Source organism: Azospirillum isscasi (assembly GCF_030849505.1).
GTDB classification, from domain to species: Bacteria; Pseudomonadota; Alphaproteobacteria; order Azospirillales; family Azospirillaceae; genus Azospirillum; species Azospirillum isscasi.
Map to the genome: position 1 here is coordinate 1 of NZ_JAUJFI010000100.1, position 21,809 is coordinate 21,809.

Consider the following 21,809-nt stretch of genomic DNA (forward strand, 5'->3'; position numbering starts at 1 on the left):
CGGGTCGGCGCCGTCACCCCCCCCGCCCCGGCGGCCAGGGCGCGCGTGCGCCGGCGCAGGGCGCCGACCGTCAGCTCCGGGTCGGCGCGGTCGTCCGGATCGGCGGTGCAGCGTTCGCAGGCGGCCAGATCCGGCTCCCCGCAATAGCGCCCGGCCTTGTCCACCAAACTGAGGCGCGGGCAGATCAGGCCGTAATCGTGGATGGTGAGGTCGTAAGGCACGCCGAGCCGCCCGGCCAGATCGAGCACCGCGGCGTCGTGGCCCAGCAGGTGGTGGATCTCCACCGCCGCCGTTCCGGCCAGCCGCAGGGCGTCGGCCAGTTCGCCGAACTCCGCGCGCGTGCGGAACACCAGATCGCGCAGATCCGGGCGGTCCATGACCTCAATCCGGCAGCGGCGCTCGGGCGGGGTGGCGGGAGGCCGGGCGGAGGGAAGCGGGGCGCCATCCTCCTCCTCATCATCCTCATCCTCCTCGTTCACGGCGGTTTCCGGGACGAGCCGCAGGACGCGCCGGCCTTCCGCGCGCAGCGCCGCGGCCCGCTCCTCGATGAAGCGGGCGACCCCGCCGCGTCCGGCGAGCGTGACCAGCAGGACGGCGGGCGCCCGCCCGGCCCCATCCTCCTCCGCCCAGCGGGCGAGGTCGAGGCGGCGGCGCGCGGCCATCAGCGGGTCGTCGGCGATGAAATCCTGGACCAGCGCGTCGTATCCGGGGTGCAGCCGCTCCAGCAGGCGGCCGTTGCGGGCGGCGAGGATCGCCTTCTGCCGCCCGAAGGAGCGCCCGCCGACATGCGCCACGAAGACGTCGGCGGCCCCGAGATGGCGCCAGCCCAGCCGGCGCGCGCGCAGGCAGAAGTCGTTTTCCTCGCCATAGCCGCGCCCGAACAGCCGCTCCTCGAAGAGGCCGGTCTCCTCCAGGCAATCGCGCCGGATGTAGGCGCAGAAGCCGACCGCCGTCGGCAGATCCACCCGCAACCCCGCGTTCACCGACCGCGCCAGCCGGTCGAGCGCCGCCGTCTCCGGCAGGGACGGCGGGGGCGGACGGTCCGCGCCCGAGGGATAGCTGAGGATCGTGGCGTCGTTGGACAGCGGGGTGACGGTGCCGACGTCCGGCGCCGACCAGGCCGCGGTGCGCAGCCGCTCCAGCCAGGGGCCGGCGACCAGCGTGTCGGCGTTGAGCAGCACGGCGTCGCGGTCGGGATGCAGGGCCAGCCCGCGGTTGACCGTGGCCGGGAAGCCGAGGTTCCGCGGGTTGCGGAGCAGCGTGATCCGCCCTTCGGCGGCGAGCGCCGTCAGGTCGCCGACGAGGTCCGCGTCCGGGCTGGCGTCGTCGATGACGACGATCTCGCGCGGGGTCCTGTCCTCCGCCGCGAGGACCGAGCGCAGGCAGGCCATCGTCTCCTCCCGCCCGCGGTAGACCGGAACCACGACGTCCACGACGGGCGCCGGAGAGCGCAAGCGGGCCGGACGGGGGGGGCGCGGGCCGGCCGGCGTGGAAAGCCGTCCGGTTCCGCCGGGGCCGGTTCCGCCGGGGCCGGGCCAGGGCAGGGGGCTGCCGGCCAGCGGCTGGGCGCCCGGCCCGGCGGTGACGTGGAGAAGGCCGGGGGACAGGCCGGCGGTCACCGGGTCGATGAGGAAGCCGTAGCGGCCGCTTTCCACCCCCTCGGCCTGGGCGCCTTCCATCGGGCGGTCCGCGGCCACGGTCACGGCGTGCCCGGTTTCGTCCTCCACGCGAACCGTCACGGACTGCGGAGGATCGCCGGGACACCAGGCCCAGCCTGACAGGGCCCAATCGGACCGGGCCGATTCGCTATCGCCGCCGCCACCGTCGAGCAGGACGCTGCCTTCGACCGTTGCGTGGCGCCGGGGGCACAGGGGCGAGCCGAGCAGGGGTTTGCCGTCCAGGATGACGGAGAGCGGCTCCCCCTCCAGTTCCGGACCGACGGACAGGGTGAAGCGGATCAGGCCGCTGCCGCTGTCCCGCTGGCCGTACCGCCGCAGGAACGTGGCGCGGTCCATGGCGAGCAGCCGGCCCAGCCGGGAAGACTCGATTCGGACGGCGCCGTCCGCATCCGGAACGTCCGCCGGGTCCGCGGGCAGCGCTCCGGCGATTCGCAGACCGACGTCGGCCGTGGCCCAGCCGGGGGCGCCCCCGGTCAGGACGGCGTGGTCGGCGAGATCGCCCAGCAGGGGAGCGACGCTCACCGGAAAGCGGTGAAGCTGGCGCACGATCAGGGGAAGGAGGCGGTCCATCGCCCCCAGCCGGGCCAGGGCCTGCCCCAGGGCAATCGCCGCGGTGGGGACGGCGGCCCGCTCGGCCACCCCGTCCAGCAGCGGGGGGACGGCGGCTGATCGATTCGCCGCGATCAGCAGGGCGGCGAGGAAAGCTTTGAGAGCGATGTCGTTCGGGGCGAATCGCGCGCTGCGCTCGGCCCAGCGCAGCGCGCCGTCCAAATCCCCCCGCGCCAGGGCACAGCGGGCAAGCCCGGCGGCGCCTTGGGCATGGCTGCGGCAGTCGCGCAGAAGGGAGCGCGCAACGGTTTCGCCCTCGGCGATGGCTCCATCGGCGAGCAGGTCTTCCAGGCGCTGCAGTTCCAGGCGCCGCGTGTGGGATTTCGACCCGCCGGACGGATTCATGAAAGAAGGCCCCTCCCATCAGTCGGATCGGCCAGGAATGCGGTCGCCCGCGAAGAACCGGGCCTTTCATGCCGGAAAAGAGAACAAGGCATGAAGCGCATAAAAATGGACCTGCCGATTGCTCGGCAGGTCCATGAAGTGATGCAGGGGTACTTATTAGACGGCGAAGTTGCTGGAAGTCAGGTTGGTGACGCCAGCGACCGTGATCTGCGTGCCGTCCGACAGGGACAGGACCGAGCTGCCGCCGGCGACCGTGACGCGCGACGCGACCTGGGCCGCGGTGAGGCCGTAGCCCTGAACCGCGATGAGGTCGGTGCCGGCCTTGAAGTCGCCGATGACGTGCTTGCCGCCGCCGAAGACGGTGCTGAACACGAAGATGTCGTTGCCGTTGCCGCCGAACAGCGTGTCGTTGCCGACGCCGCCGATGATGGTGTCGTTGCCGGCGAAGCCGCCGATGACGGCGTTGCCCGACTTCGAGGTCGCACCGATCAGCAGGTCGTTGCCCGCACCGCCGGCGATGGTGGTGTTGCCCGAGCCGCCGAAGATCGTGTTGTTGCCCGCCGCCGAAGCGATGGTGGTGTTGCCCTGACCGCCGGCGATCAGGTTGTTGCCGCCGGTCACCGCCAGGTAGGCGTTGCCCGTGCCGGCACCGATCGTGGCGTTGCCGCCGGCCGCGAAGACGGTGTCGTTACCGGCCGCGAAGATCTGGTTGTTGCCGCCCACCGCGAGGATGGTGTTGTTGCCCGCACCGGCGGTCAGCACGTTGTTGCCGGCCGCGGCCACAACGGTATCGGCGCCCGTGCCGCCGAGGATGGTGGCCGAGGCGCCCGCAACGGTGCTGGTGCCCAGGAGCTGGCCGCCCGAGCCGCCGACCAGGGTCTGGCCGGTGCCGGTGCCGGCCTGCAGCACGGTGCCGGCGGCGTCGTTCGCGACGAGGACGTTGTTGTTGCCCGAGCCGCCCAGCAGGGTGGCGGCGGTGTTGGTGTTCAGCACCAGCGCCGTGTTGCTGTCGCTGATCAGGCTCAGCGTCTTCGTCGGCGGCAGAGCGTCGTCGCCGATCACGAGCGCCTTCGTGTCCTTGGTCGTCGCAACGAGGCTGGTGTTCTGGAGAACCGCACCCGCCAGGGTGGACGCGGTCTTAACTTCACTGGTGATACCACCGCTGATGGTGCTCGACGTCGTCATATTGTTGAACCCCCGCCAAAGTGACTAAAACTTTGCGCCTTATGGCATGCCTTGGGCTCGATATCATTGGTAATCCCTTTTTGCAAGTGCGGAATGGAAACACCCCATGGATTGACCACCTATGGGAAAGCAACCCGGGCGACTGATGCGCTCTACCGATAATGTTTCATTCCGGTAATGGACCCTCGGGTTGCGCCGCCCTTTGCGGAAAGCTGCGGAATTTTCCCAAACGTGGCACGTCCGGCACAGGCGGGTGGATTTGTTTGCGCTATTTGGTGAAAATGGCGACAGACCGGTTTCGCGCTACGTTTCGAGCGTTCCGGGAACGGTGCTCTGCCCTGCGGAACCATCCACCGTTCCCTGTTTGCAGCACCGCAGCCGCCGTGCCATTGTCCGAAGAAACATCGCCCGCGGCCATGCGTATCCTGCTGCTTTCCCGCTACAGCCCTCGGGGCCCCAGCAGCCGTCTCCGGCATTACCAGTTCCTGCCGGCTCTCGCCGAGGCGGGGATTTCGGTTGCCGTTGCCCCCTTGCTGCCCGACTCCTATCTGGAGGCCCTCTACACCGGGCAGCCGCGCCCGCTGCGCAGCATCGCCATGGCCTATGCGGCGCGCATCCGCCAGATGGCCGCGGCGGAGACGTTCGACCTGCTGTGGATCGAGAAGGAGCTGCTTCCCTGGTTCCCCTACGGGGCGGAGCGCTGGATTCTCCCATCGGCTCCGCCCTACGTCGTCGATTTCGACGACGCCTGGTTCCATCATTACGACCGCAGCCGCTGGCCCCTGGTGCGCCGGATGCTGGGAAGCAAGCTCGATCGGGTGATGCGGCACGCGGCCCTGGTGACCGTGGGGAACGACTATCTGGCCAAGAGGGCCGAAACGGCCGGCGCCCGCTCGGTGGTGATTCTTCCCACCGTGGTGGATCTTGCCCGCTACCCCGCCGGGCCGGGGCAGGCCGGACATCTCCCGGCGGTGGGCTGGATCGGCTCTCCGATCACCGACCATTACCTGAGCCTGGTCGAGGAGCCGCTGCGGCGGATGGTGACGGGAAACGAGGTCCGGCTTTGCCTGGTGGGCGCCACCCCCGGTGCGCTGGGCGGGCTTCCCGCCGGCCGCCATGCCTGGCGGGAGGACACGGAAACCCGCCACATCGCCGCCTTCGACATCGGCATCATGCCGCTTGCCGACACGCCGTGGGAGCGCGGCAAGTGCGGCTACAAGCTCATCCAGTACATGGCCTGCGGCAAGCCGGTGGTCGCGTCCCCGGTCGGCGTCAACCGCGATATCGTGGAGCACGGCGTCAACGGCTTCCTGGCCGAAACCCCTCAGGAATGGACCGACGCGCTGCGCCGCCTGGCCGCCTCCCCCGATCTGCGCCGGCGGCTGGGGGCGGCGGGCCGTGCCAAGGTGGAACGGCACTATTCCCTGGCGGGCACCGCGCCGCGCCTGATCGAACTGCTGCGCGCCGCCGCCGGCTGTTCCGGGAACGGGGACGGGGGGACGACCGCCGCTTCCGGCCTCACGGCGGAGCGGCCCTGAAGACGATCGCCTTCAGAAGAAGCCCGAGATCACGGTCGTCCAGCGAGTCGCCCTGCCAGGACGGGTTGAACGTGTTGGTGATGGTGAAGCCGAGAAGAAGCCGTTCTCCGCCCAGCCTCTCCGTGGGAATCCGAACGGTGGCGGAAACCTCCTGCCACGACTCGTGCCGCCAAGATGCCAGGACATGGTTGTCGGCATGGACGTCGATCGTCACAAAGCCGTTCTGCGCGGTGACGACGGGGATGAAGGTCAGTTCCATGCACAGCCCGTTGCCGCTTCCGGAGGGGACGACGAACTCCAGGCAGGCCATGGAGCCTTCCGACCAGATCCCATCGGCGCCCGGCTGTGAGAAGCCGCAAAGAACGAAGCGCTGCGTCTCGGGCCGGCGGAAGTCGATCGGCTCGCCCAGAGTGAAGGACGCCCGTCCCACCGGCGTTTCGGTCGGGGATACCGGAAGCTTTTCCTGAAAACGGACCCGTTGGCGGATGCGTTCGATGTCACGGGCCCAATTGTCCTGCGACACGTTCAGCATCGAGTTGGCACGGGCGGCGGAGCGCCAGTGCCACTCCGCCGTCGGGCGGAGCGTCGTCTCGAACCGCGCCGACCCGGCGAGCAGCTGGTAGAAATACAGGTCTTCCCCAACCTCCATCTCCGGGTCATCCAGCACGGCGCCTTTCAGCAGGCTGCGGCGGGCGAGCCAGGAATGGGACAGGATGTAGTTGTCGAAGCTGGACAGTCTTGCGGCCGAGAACCGGTCGAGGAACTCCACGCGCCGGTTCTCGGGGATCTCCCGCCCCAGGGGCCCGGCGAAGTTCACCCGCGGAAAATAGCGGCCGGCATCCTCCTCGACCCGCAGGGCACCGCTGTAGACCAGTTCCGCATCCGGGCTGCGGGCAAAATGGTCCAGGATGGAGGCGGCATGGTTGGGGTGAATGACGTCGTCGTCGTCGTGGATGCCGAAGAAAGGCGCGCTCACCGCCCGCAGCCCCGCCCACATCGAGGTGCTGCGCAAGCCGGTGTTGGGCACCCGGACATGCCGGAACGAGGCGAAGCGGGGCCGCCACCGTTCCATGGCTTCGTCCAACCCGTCCACGGGGTGATACTGCACCAGGATAACGCCAACCGGGCCCGCGGTCTGCGCCGCCAGGGACCTCATGCACCGCTCGACCATGGCGGCGGGGCGGGAACCGGCGCGGACGATGTACTCGACCAGCGGCCCTCGGTTCTCCGCCGCCCCGGCTTCGGGCGGAGCCGTCCGGGAAAGCCTTGGCTGCCGGGTGAACCCTCCACGTTCGCGCACCTCCTCCAGGAAGGCCGGCAGCCGCTCCATCTGCCGGTCCAGGGAAAAGCGCGCGGCGAAGATGGCTCTGGCGCGGCGCGCCCGCGCCGCCGCCGCCGCCGGATGGCGTTGCGCCCACGCGACGTGGCCGGCGATCCGCTCGGCCATGTCGGCTGGATCGGCCGCCGGGTCCACGTACAGCACCGTGTCGCGGAAGGCGTGGCGGATGAAATCGGCATCGTCGACGATGGTCGGTTTGCCCGAAGCCACGGCATCCAGAAAGGCCGTGGATGGCAAGCCGTCCGCCCGGCAGGACGGCTCGTGAAGACAGAGAGCGACGCCGGCCTCGCGCAGGCGCAGGGACAGCGCGGACTCCCAGCCTTCCGTTCCATCGGCGGGCGGCGGCATCCGCCGCGCCAACGCCGCGAGCAGAGGGGCAAAGCGGGAGGGGGCGCCCGGAAGCCCGGGCAAGGACAAGGCGGAGACGGCGTCCTCGGCCACGGGGTCGTCCGCAAGACCGCCCGGCCACAATGAGAACTCGGCGACCGGCATGTCCTTGCCGGCGGCGAAAACGAGATCCCGCAGGAAACGGCCGACCGGCTCCGACCCGGGAATCACGCCGTCGTAGCTGAGGATGTTGCCGAGGCGCAGGGCATCGCGCCCGACCAGCCGGCGTGGCGTCCGGCAGACGCCGATTGCCGGGTGGTGCGTCAGCTTCGGCTGGAATTCATGGGTCACCAGCACGCAATCGGGATCGAAGGCCAGGATATCGCCGGACGTGACGACCTCCGCGGCCTCCCAGCCCAGCCGCCCGGCGGCGGCGAGAAGACGCCGGAGGAAATCCGCCTCGGGACCGGACGCCATGTTGGGCCAGCAGTTCTGGATCGCGATACGCATGCTCGTCCATTCCCTCATGGCGCCGGTGCCGTGGCCGCCCCGGCGGCATTCTTCCCGTCGGCAGGGCCCTCTCAATCAATGCCGACGCATTGATCCCCCGGGCTTGACGGCTGGAACATGATAGAAGCGATCATCATCCAGCCGTATCAGGCGGGCGTGCCGCGCACGAACAGGCCGTCCACCCGCAGAAGTTCGCGTGTCTCGGGATCCGACGCCGCCGGGAACAGGCCGATGCACAGGAAACCCCGGGCGCGCAGGAAGCCGGCGGTGCCGCCGGACGGCAACGCCGCGCCGGGTCCGAAGGGAAGGGCCGCAAGGATGACTTCGGTCCGCTCCAGCACGTCGACCGGGACCGGATCGGCGACCGGGACCGGATCGGCGCCGCCGTCCGCCGCGCCGATCCGGACGCCGAAGGCGGCCGACGGGTCGGGGTACAGGCTGCGCAGGAGTTCGCCGGGCGGCTGGGAGCCGTCCGCCACGCGCCACAGGGGATCGCCCGCGGCGGCGGCAAGCGCATCCGGTGCCGTCCGATTCGGCGGAAACGACATGGCCTCGCCGCCGTAGCCGTCCCCCCGCAGGGCCGGGACGAAGCGCGCATCGTCTCCGTCGCCGCCCAGGTCCACCACCACGTCCACCCCGTGGTTTCGGCATTCGGCATGGAACCGGCGCAGGGAGTCCGGCACATCCTGCTTCGGCACCCGGTCGAGGGAGCCGGACGGCGGACTCGCCAGTTCCCCCCGCGCTGCCGCGATGTCCCCGACCCGCCCGGTGATCCGCCGGCGCAGATCATCGGGCGACGGTCCGGCGGGGCGTTCCGCTTCCTGGGGATCGCGCGCGACGACACCGAGCCTTCGGCCCAACCGCCACCAGCGGGAACCGCCGAGGGCGGCAAGACGGCTGCGGTCGCGCAGCAGCGCCTCGAACTCCGAAGACGTTAACAGGGCGAGGGGTTTGCCCGATGCCCCTCCCTCCTCCTTCGCGACGATCCACTCAAGGAACGCGGCGAGGTCGGCCTCCTTTGCGGAAACCGTCTCCCGCGCCTCGGCCAGACGACCTTCGGCGATGACGAGCGAGCGGCGCAGAACGGCGATCTCGCGCGCTTGCGCGTCGAACGCGGCCTTCAAATCGTCCGGGTCCCACGGAGCGGCAAGGGCCGGTTCGGGCGTGGAACTCATGCGTCGGCCTGCTCGGACTCGCCGGACAGGTAGGCCAGGAAATCCGGCGATGTCAGCTTCGCCATGTTCTGAGGATGGGACGCCGTGATCGACCAGAACACCGTTTCCTCCGGCGGCCGGGACGGAACGCCCCCCTCCAGGAGTTCGGAATGGAGCAGGGAGGGGGAGAGGTGCCAGGTCCGCAGATGGGGGTGCAACAGGTGCGCAACCACCATGGCCGTCTGATCGAGGTGCCAGCTCACCGCGGCCGGATCGGCGAAGCGCTCGGCCAGCGTGTCGGCCACCGTGTCGCAGAAGGAGCGGCCTCCTTCCGTATCGGCCACCAGCAAGGCCGTGGCGGACAGCAGGGAGAAGATGTTGCTTATCTGCTTGGGAAACTTCAGAAGGCCGATGTCATGCCCGGCGAAGTCGGCGAGCAGCGGCCTGAGGCTGCGCAGCACGATCTGGTCGGCGTCGGCAACCAGCATGGGCCGGCCGTAGCGGCGCAGAAGCTCCGGCAGGATCAGGAAGCGCGCGCAGGAATAATAGGTCCGCCGCTCGCGCTGGGTCAGATCGTCCAGAGCGGTGCGCTCGCGCGAGATGGCCAGCCGCGTTCCGATGCGCCGGCACAACCGGTCGGCCGTCCGTTCGGAGTCCGGCGTCGGATTGACGATATGGATGTGGATGGCCAGATCCGCCTCGGCCCGCGCCAGCAGCGCGTTGCAGAGCGGTTCGCCGAACAGGCCGAAATAACGGGCGTCGCAGCAGACGAAATAAACCGCCTCCGCCCCCGCGGCGAAATCCGCCAGCGGCAGTTCCACGGCCCGCGGAATCGGGAAGGGCCGGACCTGGGTGGGAATGGCATCCGGGAAATGGATGATCCGCGTGCAGGTCAGCTTGCCGTCGCCGCAGGAGATCAGCAGGCCCCGGTCGAAAATCTCGTTGGCCTCGGCGAAGCGGCCCTCGACCGCCAGCATGCTGCCCAGAATGTAATGGAGAACCGCGGGGACGGCGGCGCGGCGCGACAGGAATGTCTGGAAGTTCCGGATGCCGCCCGGCATGTCGCCCAGCCTCGCTTGCACGATGGCGAATTGCGGCAGGGCGTCGAAAAGGTCGGCGCGATAGTCTTCCTCAAGCCGGCGGAGGGTGGCTTTGGCCTCGTCCCCCCGGTCCGCAAGGGATTGAAGATCGGCAAGATGAAGCAGCGTCTCCACCCCCGGCATGGCCGCCACCGCACGGGATGCCATGGCGAGGGCGAGATCCGGCTTCCGGTTGCCGAGCGTCCGATAGGACGCCCGCAGCAAAGCCCTGCACAGCTCCGGATTCTTCAGGTCACGTTCAGCCATTCGGAATGGACACACCGCTTCCCTTGCGCCAGTAGACGCCGGCGCCGTCGATGTCATGGATGGTGTCTTCGATCCCGTGATCGCGGCGGAAATCCGTCACCGCCTTGCGGCAGCCTTCCAGGATGTAATCGTCGACGATCACGTAGCCGCCGGGCTGCACCTTCGCGTACATGGCATCCAGAGTCTGGATGGTCGAGGAGTACATGTCCCCGTCCAGCCGCAGGATCGCCAGCCGCTCGACCGGCGCCGTCGGCAGCGTATCGGCGAACCAGCCCTTCAGGAAGCGCACCTGGTCGTCGAGCAGGCCGAAGCGGGCGAAGCTGGCCGAAACCTCTTCGACCGAGACGGCCAATTCCGTGAAGGAGGAATGCTGATCCCCGCTGTCCGCCGGATATTTCTCCGGCTCGGCGGGCGGCAATCCGGCGAAGGAATCCGCCACCCACACACGGCGGTCGGTGACGCCATAGGCCGCCAGAACACCACGCATGAAGATGCAGGCGCCGCCACGCCACACGCCGGCTTCCAGGAAATCGCCCGGAACGCCGTCTTCGATCACCTGTTCGGTCAGCATACGGAGGTTGCGCATGCGCGCGACGCCGATCATGGTCAGCGCCGTCTTGGGCCAATCCCAGCCGATCAGGCGGACCTGGGGATCGTACCCCTCGTTCCAGGGATCGCTGGACGGATCGTTGACGGCTTCGCCGGTCAGCACCTTTTCAAGCAGATCCAGATACAGGCCGCCATCGCCACGGGGGCCCGCGTCGGGCAGAAGCGTCTTGATCTGTCCTTTCACGTCCTGCGTCAGCACCGCGATCTGGGCGGCCAGCCGGGCGTGAAGAAGCTTCAGATCATGCGGCGTGATCTGCTGGGCGGCCTGAGCCCGCTGGGCGGCCTGTGCCTGCTCGATAGCCTGCGCGTGCTGGGCGGCCTGAGCCCGCTGGGCGGCCTGCGCCTGCTCGATAGCCTGTGCGTGCTGGGCGGCCTGAGCCTGCTGGGCAGCCTGTGCCTGCTCGATAGCCTTTGCCTGCTGGGCGGCCGCCTCGCGGGCGGTGTCCAGCAGGACGGTCAGTTCCTGGACACGGGTGAGCAATTGGTCGTTGCGCCCGGTTGCCCGCTGAATGTCGCTGCGCAGAATGTAGATCTGCTCGTTCAACGCATTGATCTGCTCGTTCAATGCGGCCCGCTCGCGGGCAGCCTCGTCGTTCAATGCGGCCTGCTCGCGGGCAGCCTCGTCCTTCTCGGACGACATCTCCTGCAGGCGTCCGTTGAGCTGGTCGTTGCGCTCCGTCACGCGCTGAATGTCGCTGCGCAAGGTGTAGACCTGCAGGTCGAGAGCCTCCCGTTCCCGGGTGGCCTCGGCCAATTCGGCCATAAGCTGCTGGTTGAGTTCATCCAGCTGCCGGTTAAGCCGCTCCGCCTCGTCGGCCCGGGCGCTTGCCGTGAGGGCGAAATCATAGAACCGCCGCATTGGCGGAGCCGACAGCGCAAGACGTCGGGCGAGCGACCGGATAGTCATTGTTGTCCTTCTCCTTCGGTCGGGACTGAATAGCGCTTTGCCCCGGCCGTGACAATCGGCAGACGGTGGAACCGGGTCAGAGCCCCGGCTTCGACCAGACGGTGCGGTTCACCTGATCGATGTAAGACAAGACGATGCGGACCACCTTGGTCGAAACCGCATCGGCTTCGTAGTCGGGGACCCGGCCCGCCCAGCGCCGCCCGGCGAAGCCGTCGCGCACCGCGCGCACCGCGTCGAGCAGACGCTCCGGATGCAGGCTGGCGGTGATCAGCGTGCCGGCGTCCACGCCTTCCGGCCGCTCGTGGGCGTCGCGCATGGTGACCGCCGGCAGATCGAGCAACGCCGCCTCCTCCGTGATGGTTCCGCTGTCCGACAGCACGCAGTGGGCGTTCAACTGCAGCTTCAGATAGTCGTGGAACCCGAAGGGTGGCAGGAAGCGGATCAGCGGCGACAGATCCTTGCCCAGCTCGTCGCCCAAGCGCTTCCGGGTCCGCGGATGCGTGGAGACGATGACCGGCCAGCCGTAGGCCGCGGCGAGGGCGTCCAGGGAATCGAGCAGCCGGCGCAGCCGCTCGGGAGAATCCACGTTCTCCTCGCGGTGGGCGCTGACCACGAAGAAGCGGTCGGCCTGCAGGTCCAGCCGGTTCAGGATGTCGGACGCGTCGATGCGGTCCCGGAAGCGGTCCAGCACCTCCGCCATATGGGAGCCGACCTTGAAGATCCGGTCGCCCGGCAACCCTTCGTCCAGCAGGTAGCGGCGCGCGTGCTCGGTCAGGACCATGTTCACGTCGGACAGGTGGTCGATGACCTTGCGGTTCAGCTCCTCCGGCACCCGCTGGTCGAAGCAGCGGTTTCCGGCCTCCATGTGGAAGACCGGGATCTTGCGCCGCTTGGCGGCGATGACGGCCAGACCGGAATTGGTGTCGCCGTAGATCAGGACGGCATCCGGCTTTTCCTGCTCCATCACCCGGTCCGCGGCCACGAGGATGCGGGCGATGGTGTCCACCGGGCCGGAGCCCGCCGCGTCCAGGAAATGGTCGGGCTTGCGGATGCCCAGGTCGTCGAAGAAGACCTGGTTCAGTTCATAGTCGTGGTTCTGCCCGGTGTGGACGAGCACATGGTTCGTCAGGCGGTCGAGAGCGCCGATGACGAGGCTCATCTTGATGAGTTCGGGCCGGGTGCCGACGATGGTCAGGATCTTGCGCAAGACGGGCTCGCCTCAATAAGGAGTGGCGGAGGGTTCGCCGCGCAGTTCGGCCTGGACATAGTCCAGGTTGCGCAGCACATCGACCACCTGTCCGACGCTCAGCCGCTCGGTGTTGTGCGAGGTGTAATCCTCGGTGACCGAAATGGTCGTCTCGCCGTCGGTGAAGAACTTCGAATAGTTGAGGTCGCGCGCGTCGGCCGGAACGCGGTAGAAGCCGCCCATGTCCTCGGCCCGCGCCATTTCCTCGCGCGAGACCAGGGACTCGTACAGCTTCTCGCCATGGCGGGTGCCGATGACGCGGATCGGGTTCTTCTTGTCGAAGACGATGCGCAGCGCCTCCGCCAGATCGCCCACCGTGCTGGCCGGCGCCTTCTGCACGAAAATGTCGCCCTGGCGGCCGTTGGTGAAGGCGAACAGGACGAGATCCACCGACTGTTCGAGCGACATCAGGAACCGCGTCATGTTCGGGTCCGTGATGGTCAGGTCCTGGCCGGCCTTCATCTGCTTGATGAACAGCGGGATGACCGATCCGCGCGACGCCATGACGTTGCCGTAGCGGGTGGCGCAGAGCACGGTGGGGGAGTTCGGCTCCAGCATCCGCGACTTGGCGATGACCAGCTTTTCCATCATCGCCTTGGACAGGCCCATGGCGTTGATCGGGTACACCGCCTTGTCGGTGCTGAGGGCGATCATCCGCTTGACGCCGTTGCCGATCGCCGCGTTGACCACGTTCTCGGTGCCCTGCACGTTCGTGCGCACCGCTTCCATCGGGTAGAATTCGCAGGACGGGACCTGCTTCAGCGCCGCCGCGTGGAACACGAAATCGACGCCGCGCATCGCTTCGTTGATGCTGCCGAACTCGCGCACGTCGCCGATGTAGAAGCGCAGCCGCTCGTCGGCGAGCCCGATCCGCATGTCCTCCTGCTTCTTCTCGTCGCGGCTGAAGATGCGGATCTGTCCGATGTCGGACTTCAGGAAACGCCGGACCACGGCGTGGCCGAAGGAACCGGTGCCGCCTGTCACCAGGATGGTCTTGCCGGAGAAAACGGTCGTGTCGCTCATCGCGAAGCCTCGCACTGGCGCATGCGCGCAATCATCGCCGGCCAATCCGGCGGGGTGTAGCCCGTCGCCGCGCGGAAGCGGGACGAGTCCAGGGAGCGGTCGATCACCACGGAGGGATCGGGATCGATCTCGATGGACAGTCCGTAGACGGAGCGGATGATGTCCAGCAGATCGTGCTTGGCGATCGGTGCGGCGCTGACGTGCCAGACGCCGCGCAGTTCCGGGCGCGGCAGGACATGGCTCGCGATGACCCGCGTCAGCTCGTCCGTGGTCAGGCCGGAGAAGACCGCGCGGGTGAAGCCGCGGACCCGGCCCGTCTGCGACAGCAGCCAGTCGACCAGAGCGTGCGACGAGTTCAGCTCGCGCCCGATGATCGAGGTGCGCAACGTCACCGCGTTGGGATAATCCACTTCGCCCAGCAGCTTGGACCGTCCATAGAGGTCTTCCGCGTCGGGGGGGGACGCCTCGGTGTAGAGGCCGCCGCCCTTGCCGTTGAACACGCAGTCGGTGCTGACATGCACCAGACGGGCCCCGGCCAGTTCGGCGGCGCGGGCCAGCCGGTGCGGCAGAAGCGTGTTGATCGGCACCGTCACCAGCGGGTCGTTGGCCGCGGCGAGTTGCTTCACCACCCCGATGCAGTTCACCACGACGTCCGGACGCACGCGGGCCAGGGCGCCGATCAGCGCGTCGCCGTCGGTGACGTCGATGCCCGTGTGGATCCGGTCTTGCGCATCGGCCGGGAAGTACCGGCGGACCGCGTCACTGCGCGCGGTGCCGTGAACGTCGAAACCGAATTCGTCGCGGAGCACACGGAAAGCTGCGTTGCCGAGCATGCCCGACACGCCCAGGACCAGTATTTTCATGCGCAGACAGCTTCCTTGGCAAGGGTATGATGAGAAGCCGACGTCCATTTCCGGGCGCCACTGCCGAAAGCGGCGGGGATCAGTTGATCCAGAAGATAGCTGTCACTTCCGGGATTCTGCCTGTGGGCCTTCGCGATTTCCGCCAGGGCCGCACGCAGGCGCGCGACCTGGGCCGTGTGCTGCGAATGGGCAGGATGCCCCTGCACGGTGGTCAGCAGGCGGCTCAATCCGTGCATCCCCTTTTCCACGCTCAACGCGGCGGAACTCCGCGCCCACTCGACGACGGTCAGGGGCTCGTCGATCCCCAGGCACTCATGACGCGAGCTGATGTCGATCCAGGTCAGCACGTCCTCGCCGATCGACAGCGCTTCGGGGAAGGCGAATCCCTGGGCCGGCAGCATCCGGTGCAGCATCACGGTGGGCGTGGCGATCGGGCATCCGCCGATGATCGACGGGTAGATCGCACCGGTGAACGCGCCGCTGCGCAACAGGCCCAGTTCCGACGAATATTCCGGGAAGTTCACGTAGTAGGAGGTATGGGAGAACAGGCGGCCCGACCGCTGCATGAGTTCGAGCTGGCGCTGGACCTTCAGAGGCAGGAACAGGTCATCGGAATCGAGAAAGGCGATGTATTCGCCCCGCGCCTTGTCCATCCCCAGGTTCCGGGCCGCCGCCGGCCCCCGGTTGCTCTGCCGGATCAGGCGGACGCGCCCGTCCGCCTCGGCGAGACGTTTCAGCGGCGTGGTGTCCTCGGTGGAACCGTCGTCCACCACCAGCACTTCCAGATTCCGGTGGGTCTGGTCCAGCACGCTGCGCACGGCGCGGCAGGCGACCTCGATCTCGTTCCAGACCGGGATGACGACCGACACCAGCGTCTGCTCCGCCGCCTTGCTCGCCCGGTCCTTGGCATAGCTGGAGGCCTCCTTGTAGGGAGTTTGCTCCAGAAAGGCGCCGAGCGACTCAAAGTAGCGCTGCGCGCTGCCGAACAGCTGCGCCCGCTCGATCGGCGTCCGGGAATCGAGCATGCGCCGCCACAGCGCCTCGCCTTCCGTCACCGCCTGGGGCTTGTGCGAGTCCTGCCCCGGATGGACCCGGTACTGGACCAGGATTTCCGGCTGGTGGAAGAACTCGTGCTGGGCCAGCATCGCGTTCCACAGGTCGTAATCCTGGGTGTAGCGCAGGCTCTCGTCGAAGGGGCCGTAGCGGCGCATCAGCTCCGCCGGGATCAGCAGCGTGCAACCGTTGATGGCGCCGTTCAGCAGAGGCAGCATCGGCGTGGCGAAGAACTTGTCGTGCGGCATCCTCGCCGGCACGATCAGCTTGCCGTCCGGATCGATGAGATCGTAGTCCGAGAACAGGATGGCGTCCGGACGCCCGATCCGCCGCAGCCAGGCGACCTGCCGCTCCGTCTTCTCCGGCAAATGGATGTCGTCGTGGCTGAGCCAGGCGAAATAGTCGCCGGTCATGGCGGCGATCGCCGTGTTCAGCGCCCCGGCCACGCCCTTGTTGGGCTGCTCGATGTAACGGATGCGGGACGCATAGTCTTCGGCGACCGCCCGGGTCGCTCCATCGTCCGTCGACCCATCGTTGACAACAATGATTTCAATGTTGTCATAGGTCTGAGCCAGCGCGCTCTCCAGAGCAAGCCGGAAATAGTGCCCGCCATTGTAGACTGGCATGGCAATGGTGACTTTAGGATTTTTCATTGCCCGGCTTGCTGTCGAGGCGATTGCGAAAGGGAGTTCCCGATTTGGAAATGCCCGAAGGTGTCCTCTAATTACCGCTTTGGTTTCCCAACCGCAAGAGGCGCGCCGCGGTCCCCGGTGTCCCGGTCAGCCCCCCTGATCCGCCGTTTCCGCAACCCGCTCCACGGTGACGGAACCCATGGGCACCGCCACCATGACCCCGTTCCGGTGCGGGGAATGGACGTCGAACATGAAGGCGTCGTGCAACCAATGATGCTGCACATGGTTGTCAAGCGTGCCCGACGCGATGGCCACCGTGACGGCGTAGCGGCCGGTGGCGAGCCAGGGCAGGGTGAAGGCGAATCTCACGGTCACGTCCTGCCCGGCCTTCAGCGGCGCGGGGAAAGGCGTCCCGGTGGCGAAGGTGTTGTCGCCGAGCAGAGGCTGGCCCAGCCGGTCCTTCACATGGAAGCCGACGATGGGGCTGTCCATGTCCTTCTTGATCCGGATGAGCGCATGAACCGCCACATCCTCCTCGCCCGTGATCCAGGTGAGGGGGGAGTCGTCCGCCGCGGTCATCCACGCCTTCACGATCTCCGCGTCGCCGCTGCCGTAGCTGCTGCTCTCGTCGAGCATGTCGAAGATCACCGGCCTGGCCGCCTCCGGCGGCGGCGGCAGCTTGCGCGGCGCCGCCTCCGCCGGAGCCGCGGGAGCCGCTTCCTCCTTGGCCGCTTCGGCGCTCGCCGCGGCCTCTTCGGAGGCGGCCTTGGAGCCCGTACGGGGCTTGGCGATGCGGACGACCGTCTCCGGCAGGCCCATGGCCTGCGCCTGGATGAAGGCGGTGTAGGCTTCGCACACGTCCTTCGCCGGGCCTTCCATGCGCACATGGCCCCGGTCCAGCCAGATGGCCCGCTGGCAGATGCTCATCACCGTGCCCAGGTCGTGACTGCAGAACAGCACGGTCCCCTGTTCGCGGAACTGCCGCAGCCAGCGGAAGCATTTTTGCTGGAAATACGCGTCGCCGACGGCCAGGGCCTCGTCCACGATCAGGACGTCGGCATCGACATGGGCAACGACGGCGAAGGCCAGCCGAACCGCCATGCCGGAGGAATAGGTCTTGACCGGCTGGTCGATGAAATCGCCGATGTCGGCGAAGGCGATGATGTCCTCCAGCCGGGCTTCCGTCTCCTCCCGCGTCAGGCCGAGCACGGAGGCGTTGAGGAAGACGTTCTCCCGCCCGGTGTATTCCGGATTGAAGCCGGACCCCAGCTCCAGCAGGGCCGCGACACGGCCGCGCACCGTGACGTTGCCGGTGGTCGGGGTCAGCGTGCCGCACAGGATCTGCAGCAGGGTCGATTTTCCCGAGCCGTTGCGGCCGATGACGCCGATCGTCTCGCCGCACCCGACCTCGAAGCCGAGCTTCCGGAGCGCCCAGAACTCCGTGTAGTAGCGGTGGTCCTCCGCTCCACGGCCAAGCGCCCGCGCAAGCGGCCGGGCCAGGCGCTTGAGCCGCGGCACCAGCGCCTGGCGCAGCCGGTCCATGGGATCGGCATAGACGAAATAGGCCTTGGATACGTCCTGGACCGAAATGGAAGCTTCGGCGGCCGGAGCGTCGGGCATGATCTCGGGCATGGTCTCGGAACGATCAGAGGACATCGGCAAAACCCGGACGCAACCGTTGGAACAGCCAGAAGGCCCCCGCGAGCGCGGCCAGCGAAAGCAGCGTGTACAGCCCCAGCCCCAAAAGATCCAGGCCCTGGCCGAAGACCACCACCGCCCGCGTCTGCTCGACGATGAAGGTCAGGGGGTTGAGCATGATGACCTTCTGGAAGGCCAGGGGGACGGCTTCCAGCGGGAAGAAGATCGGAGTCAGGAACAGCGACAGGGTGACCAGAAGCGCCGTCAGCTGCGACAGATCGCGCAGATAGACCCCGAAGGCCGCCAGCACGAAGATCGCCGCCGCCAGAAAGACCAGATAGGGCAGGAGGATCAGCGGCAGCAGCAGCGCCGTGAGATGAAAGGTGCCGTTCAGCAGAAGGTTGCCGATCAGCGCCACCCCCAGGGCGATGCCGGCGTTCACCAGCGCGGACAGCAGGGCGACCGCCGGAAGAACCTCCAGGGGAAACACCACTTTGGTGACGTAGCTGGGATTTCCGACGACCAGCATGGGCGCGCGGGCCACCACCTCGGCGAACAGGGCGTGGACCGCCATGCCGCACAGCAGGATCACCGTGAAGTTCGGCGCATCGACGCCCGTCTGGCTGCCCCAGCGCGCCTTGAACACGACGGTGAAGACGAACGTGAACATGATGGCCGTCAGCACCGGAGTGAGGACGGCCCAGGTGATGCCGAGAGCGCTGCCACGGAAACGTTGTGTGAACTCCCGAACGGCAAGACGCAGGATCAGATCCCGGTGCGACACGAGAGAACGGGCAAGAGCCCAGATGTCGGTAGCGTTGCGACCCATAATGCTCCGGTTTCCTTCAGCCCAGGCAGTTGTCGGACACAAATCACAGATTTGATGCAATCAGACGACACGCCATTGTGCTTATCCAGAAAAGACTCCAACGTTTTTGCCGGGGCTTGAGAGAGACAAGGCAAAACGAATACAATCAGAAAATCTTGAAATTTCGCCGGGACCATACAGTCTGCCCGCCACTCAGGTCAAGACCGGCGTGCCGTCGCCGAGGCGGGCCGGCACGGAAAGGGCGAGGGGAGCCGCGGCCGCTCCGGCCGGGCTCCCCTCGCCCTCAATCCCTGGCGATCCCTGGGGGCGCCGGCCGCCGTCCCGCCTTCCGGCATGGACCGCGGCCCGTTCCTCACGGCGCCGGATGGTCCAGCGACCGCTCCCAGACGAGCGCGCTGCGCACGATGTCGTCCAGCCTGTCGTGTTTCGGAACCCAGCCCAGCCGTTCCCGTATCCGGTCGGCGACGGCGACGAGCTGGGGCGGATCACCGGGGCGCCGGGGGGCCAGGGTGGCGGGCACCCGCTCGCCGCTGACCCTTTCCAGGGCCTCCACCACCTCGTGAACCGAGGCGCCGCCTCCATAGCCGCAGTTCAGCACCAGGCTCTCGCCTCCCCGCCGCAGATGGAGAAGCGCCAGCACATGCGCGTCGGCGAGGTCGCTGACATGGATGTAGTCGCGGATGCAGGTGCCGTCGGGCGTCGGGTAATCCGTGCCGAAGATCGACAGGGCCGGCCGCCGGCCGAGCAGCGCCTGGCAGGCCACCTTGATCAGGTGGGTCGCGACCGGCGTCGCCTGGCCGGTGCGGCCTTCCGGATCGGCCCCCGCCACGTTGAAATAGCGCAGGATGACGCTCCGCACCCCGTGGGCGGCCCCGGCGTCGCGCAGCATCCGCTCCGTCATCAGCTTCGACGCGCCGTACGGGTTGATCGGAACCGTCGGCGTCTCCTCGTCGATGGGAACGCGCTCCGGCGATCCGTAGACGGCGGCGGTGGAGGAGAAGACCACGTTGCCGACCCCCAGCCGCACGCAGGTGTCGAGCAGGGTCAGGCTGTTGACCGTGTTGTTCCGGTAGTAGGCGAGCGGGTTGGAAACCGACTCCGGCACCACGATGGACCCGGCGAAGTGCATGACCGCATCGACCCGATGCTCGCGGATCGTCCGTTCGAGCAGGCTGGCGTCCCCGATGTCCCCCTCGATCAGGGGCACGGCCCCTGGCACGGCCCGCCGCCGGCCGGTCGACAGGTTGTCGATGGTGACCGCGGGGATGCCGGCGTCGGTGAGTGCGTGCAGGACGTGGCTGCCGATGTAACCGGCGCCGCCGGTCACCAGAACACAAGGCGAGGATGCCGACCTGTCAGACATGCGGTGCGATTCCCTTTCCATGCCGTCCGGACGTCACGGACCGGCATCGTCAACCGTTTCCGGATCGCCGGATGCTTCGATCCGGTAAAATTCAGAACATGCCAATACGATAGGAATTTCCCTCGGCCCGGCGTCCGGTAAATTCGGGAATCGTGAAGGGAAATAAAACCAGCTTTGTTTATACGAATTACCTCATCTCGGCCACGTCCGTCAAGGTGGTGGAAAATGGGAGGTGGTCAGGAGCACCGTCGATCAGGCCGCCTTTGCTGGGGGTAGGATGGTGATGGCGGGCTCTTCGATGGTGGCGACGCCCGCCATGGTTTCAAGCGTCAGGTAACGGTGCTGGAGCTGCCAGTCATCGTTCTGTTCCATCAGCACAGCGCCGACCAGCCTTCGGACGCTATCTTCGTTGGGAAAGATGCCGACGACATCGGTGCGGCGCTTGACCTCTTTGTTGAGGCGTTCGATGGGATTTGTGCTGTGCAGTTTGGTGCGGTGCGCCTCGGGAAAGTCCATGTAGGCCAGCACGTCATGCTCGGCGGCGTCGAGCAAAGCGGCGACCTTCGGCAGGCGCGTGCGGAGCTGATCGGCGACATGGCGCCAGACCTCACCGGCGGCCCTGCGGTCGGGCTGCACGAAGACTTGGCGCACGGCGGCCGAGACCACCGTCTGCTGGCCCTTGGGCACATGGCAGAGCAGTGAGCGCATGAAATGCACGATCCGAACGCAATCGACCGAATCCACTTCACGGCCACGCTGGCGTTCGCTTGGCCGCACTTGGCCAAACCGCGCCACCGTCGCCGGTGACCGCCGTGGCGGTCTGTTAGGCGGACACCTCCACCACCGAGGTGCCCACCCATGCCGCGCAATCGACACTCCCCGACGCCAGCGACCTGGGCCATCCGCTCCGTTTTCGTCCGGACCCGCGACGGGCCGGATCGGCTGGCCGACACCTACCGCCGTCTTCTCGTTCCTATCGCGACATCACGGCCGGCGGCGACCGCCGGCCCGGCCGAGGGAGAAGCATCATGCATGCCGCCGTCTATGCCCGCGTCTCCACCAAACGCCAGGAGCGCCAGCAGACCATCGACAGCCAGCTCGTCGCCCTGCGCGCCTGGGCCGAGTCCAACGGCCACGACCTGAACGACAGCCATGTCTTCCGTGATGAAGGCTACAGCGGCGCCCGGCTTGATCGGCCGGGCCTGGATGCCTTGCGTGATGCGGTGCGTGATGGCGAGGTCGACATCGTCGCCGTCCTGGCCCCGGATCGCCTGGCGCGGCGCTACGCCTATCAGGTTCTGCTCCTCGAGGAATTCCGCCGGGTCGGCTGCGCCGTCACCTTCCTCAACCGCGCGATCACCGACGATCCCGGCGACCAGCTCCTGCTTCAGATCCAGGGCGCCGTCGCCGAGTACGAACGCGCCCTCCTCGGGGAGCGGTTCCGGCGCGGCAAACTTCAGAAGGCCCGCGCCGGCCAGATCGTCGGCACCCACCCACCTTACGGGTACCGTTACCTGCCGCGTCAGGAGAAGGCGGCCGGCCAGTGGCTGTTGCGACGACCGCTTGAATCCGCCCTCAGCACTTGGCTGATGGCCGCCTTCAGCCCTTCATGGG

The 21,809-nt window shown here is 67.8% G+C and carries 15 protein-coding genes and 1 pseudogene; 2 read left to right on the plus strand and 14 right to left on the minus strand.

Features of this window, described 5'->3' with window-relative positions; all coding sequences use genetic code 11:
* A partial coding sequence (locus QSG27_RS18580) for a glycosyltransferase (protein ID WP_306708718.1) occupies positions 1-2,633 on the minus strand: 2,633 nt, incomplete at its 3' end.
* 156 nt (positions 2,634-2,789) lie between these two features.
* Entirely contained in the window at positions 2,790-3,818 is a 1,029-nt protein-coding gene (locus QSG27_RS18585; RefSeq protein WP_306708719.1) for a calcium-binding protein, read from the minus strand.
* Positions 3,819-4,234: 416 nt separating this feature from the next.
* On the opposite strand from QSG27_RS18585, the gene QSG27_RS18590 reads away from it, so the two are divergent.
* Complete coding sequence (locus tag QSG27_RS18590; protein WP_306708720.1) at positions 4,235-5,356, plus strand: glycosyltransferase family 4 protein; 1,122 nt, start codon at positions 4,235-4,237, stop codon at positions 5,354-5,356.
* Here QSG27_RS18590 and QSG27_RS18595 read toward each other — a convergent pair.
* From QSG27_RS18595 to QSG27_RS18650, 12 genes and pseudogenes are all read right to left on the minus strand, one after another.
* Positions 5,337-7,532 (minus strand): glycosyltransferase family 2 protein, encoded by a 2,196-nt coding sequence (locus QSG27_RS18595; protein WP_306708721.1) that lies wholly within the window; start codon positions 7,530-7,532, stop codon positions 5,337-5,339. The genes QSG27_RS18590 and QSG27_RS18595 overlap by 20 nt on opposite strands.
* A 146-nt stretch (positions 7,533-7,678) precedes the next feature.
* On the minus strand, positions 7,679-8,707 hold the full coding sequence (locus QSG27_RS18600) for a hypothetical protein (RefSeq protein WP_306708722.1): 1,029 nt from the start codon (positions 8,705-8,707) through the stop codon (positions 7,679-7,681).
* Positions 8,704-10,032 (minus strand): tetratricopeptide repeat protein, encoded by a 1,329-nt coding sequence (locus QSG27_RS18605; protein WP_306708724.1) that lies wholly within the window; start codon positions 10,030-10,032, stop codon positions 8,704-8,706. Before QSG27_RS18605 ends, QSG27_RS18600 begins: the two co-directional genes overlap by 4 nt.
* Positions 10,025-11,548, minus strand: coding sequence for a TylF/MycF family methyltransferase (locus QSG27_RS18610; RefSeq protein ID WP_306708726.1), 1,524 nt, complete (start codon positions 11,546-11,548; stop codon positions 10,025-10,027). Before QSG27_RS18610 ends, QSG27_RS18605 begins: the two co-directional genes overlap by 8 nt.
* Before the next feature lie 76 nt (positions 11,549-11,624).
* Entirely contained in the window at positions 11,625-12,755 is a 1,131-nt protein-coding gene (gene wecB, locus QSG27_RS18615; RefSeq protein ID WP_306708728.1) for a non-hydrolyzing UDP-N-acetylglucosamine 2-epimerase, read from the minus strand.
* A 12-nt stretch (positions 12,756-12,767) separates the two neighbouring features.
* On the minus strand, positions 12,768-13,817 hold the full coding sequence (locus QSG27_RS18620) for a polysaccharide biosynthesis protein (protein ID WP_306708730.1): 1,050 nt from the start codon (positions 13,815-13,817) through the stop codon (positions 12,768-12,770).
* Positions 13,814-14,680: a dTDP-4-dehydrorhamnose reductase family protein gene (locus QSG27_RS18625; protein WP_306708731.1), complete on the minus strand. Its 867-nt coding sequence runs from the start codon at positions 14,678-14,680 to the stop codon at positions 13,814-13,816. The genes QSG27_RS18620 and QSG27_RS18625 overlap by 4 nt, the downstream gene beginning before the upstream one ends.
* Entirely contained in the window at positions 14,677-16,359 is a 1,683-nt protein-coding gene (locus QSG27_RS18630; RefSeq protein WP_407653245.1) for a glycosyltransferase family 2 protein, read from the minus strand. The genes QSG27_RS18625 and QSG27_RS18630 overlap by 4 nt, the downstream gene beginning before the upstream one ends.
* A gap of 153 nt (positions 16,360-16,512) precedes the next feature.
* The gene (locus tag QSG27_RS18635) at positions 16,513-17,985 is read right to left on the minus strand and encodes an ABC transporter ATP-binding protein (RefSeq protein ID WP_306708735.1); all 1,473 of its coding nucleotides are present in this window, start codon (positions 17,983-17,985) and stop codon (positions 16,513-16,515) included.
* Between the two features lie 25 nt (positions 17,986-18,010).
* A complete protein-coding gene (locus QSG27_RS18640; RefSeq protein WP_306708737.1) occupies positions 18,011-18,832 on the minus strand; it encodes an ABC transporter permease in 822 nt (273 codons plus the stop codon).
* Between the two features lie 352 nt (positions 18,833-19,184).
* Positions 19,185-20,195 carry a UDP-glucose 4-epimerase GalE gene (gene galE, locus QSG27_RS18645; protein WP_306708739.1) on the minus strand — a complete coding sequence of 337 codons (1,011 nt, stop codon included), beginning with the start codon at positions 20,193-20,195 and terminating at the stop codon, positions 19,185-19,187.
* A 252-nt stretch (positions 20,196-20,447) separates the two neighbouring features.
* Positions 20,448-20,912: pseudogene (locus QSG27_RS18650) on the minus strand (transposase); the annotation flags it as partial.
* A 311-nt stretch (positions 20,913-21,223) separates the two neighbouring features.
* Here QSG27_RS18650 and QSG27_RS18655 point away from each other — a divergent pair.
* A partial coding sequence (locus QSG27_RS18655; protein WP_306708741.1) for a recombinase family protein occupies positions 21,224-21,809 on the plus strand: 586 nt, incomplete at its 3' end.

Coding starts and splice junctions, on each gene's coding strand:
- QSG27_RS18585 (WP_306708719.1), bottom strand. CDS start 3,818: ATGACGACGTCGAGCACCATCAGCGGTGGTATCACCAGTGAAGTTAAG.
- QSG27_RS18630 (WP_407653245.1), bottom strand. CDS start 16,359: ATGCCAGTCTACAATGGCGGGCACTATTTCCGGCTTGCTCTGGAGAGC.
- QSG27_RS18620 (WP_306708730.1), bottom strand. CDS start 13,817: ATGAGCGACACGACCGTTTTCTCCGGCAAGACCATCCTGGTGACAGGC.
- QSG27_RS18635 (WP_306708735.1), bottom strand. CDS start 17,985: ATGCCCGACGCTCCGGCCGCCGAAGCTTCCATTTCGGTCCAGGACGTA.
- QSG27_RS18605 (WP_306708724.1), bottom strand. CDS start 10,032: ATGGCTGAACGTGACCTGAAGAATCCGGAGCTGTGCAGGGCTTTGCTG.
- QSG27_RS18610 (WP_306708726.1), bottom strand. CDS start 11,548: ATGACTATCCGGTCGCTCGCCCGACGTCTTGCGCTGTCGGCTCCGCCA.
- QSG27_RS18600 (WP_306708722.1), bottom strand. CDS start 8,707: ATGAGTTCCACGCCCGAACCGGCCCTTGCCGCTCCGTGGGACCCGGAC.
- galE (WP_306708739.1), bottom strand. CDS start 20,195: ATGTCTGACAGGTCGGCATCCTCGCCTTGTGTTCTGGTGACCGGCGGC.
- QSG27_RS18590 (WP_306708720.1), top strand. CDS start 4,235: ATGCGTATCCTGCTGCTTTCCCGCTACAGCCCTCGGGGCCCCAGCAGC.
- QSG27_RS18640 (WP_306708737.1), bottom strand. CDS start 18,832: ATGGGTCGCAACGCTACCGACATCTGGGCTCTTGCCCGTTCTCTCGTG.
- QSG27_RS18595 (WP_306708721.1), bottom strand. CDS start 7,532: ATGCGTATCGCGATCCAGAACTGCTGGCCCAACATGGCGTCCGGTCCC.
- QSG27_RS18625 (WP_306708731.1), bottom strand. CDS start 14,680: ATGAAAATACTGGTCCTGGGCGTGTCGGGCATGCTCGGCAACGCAGCT.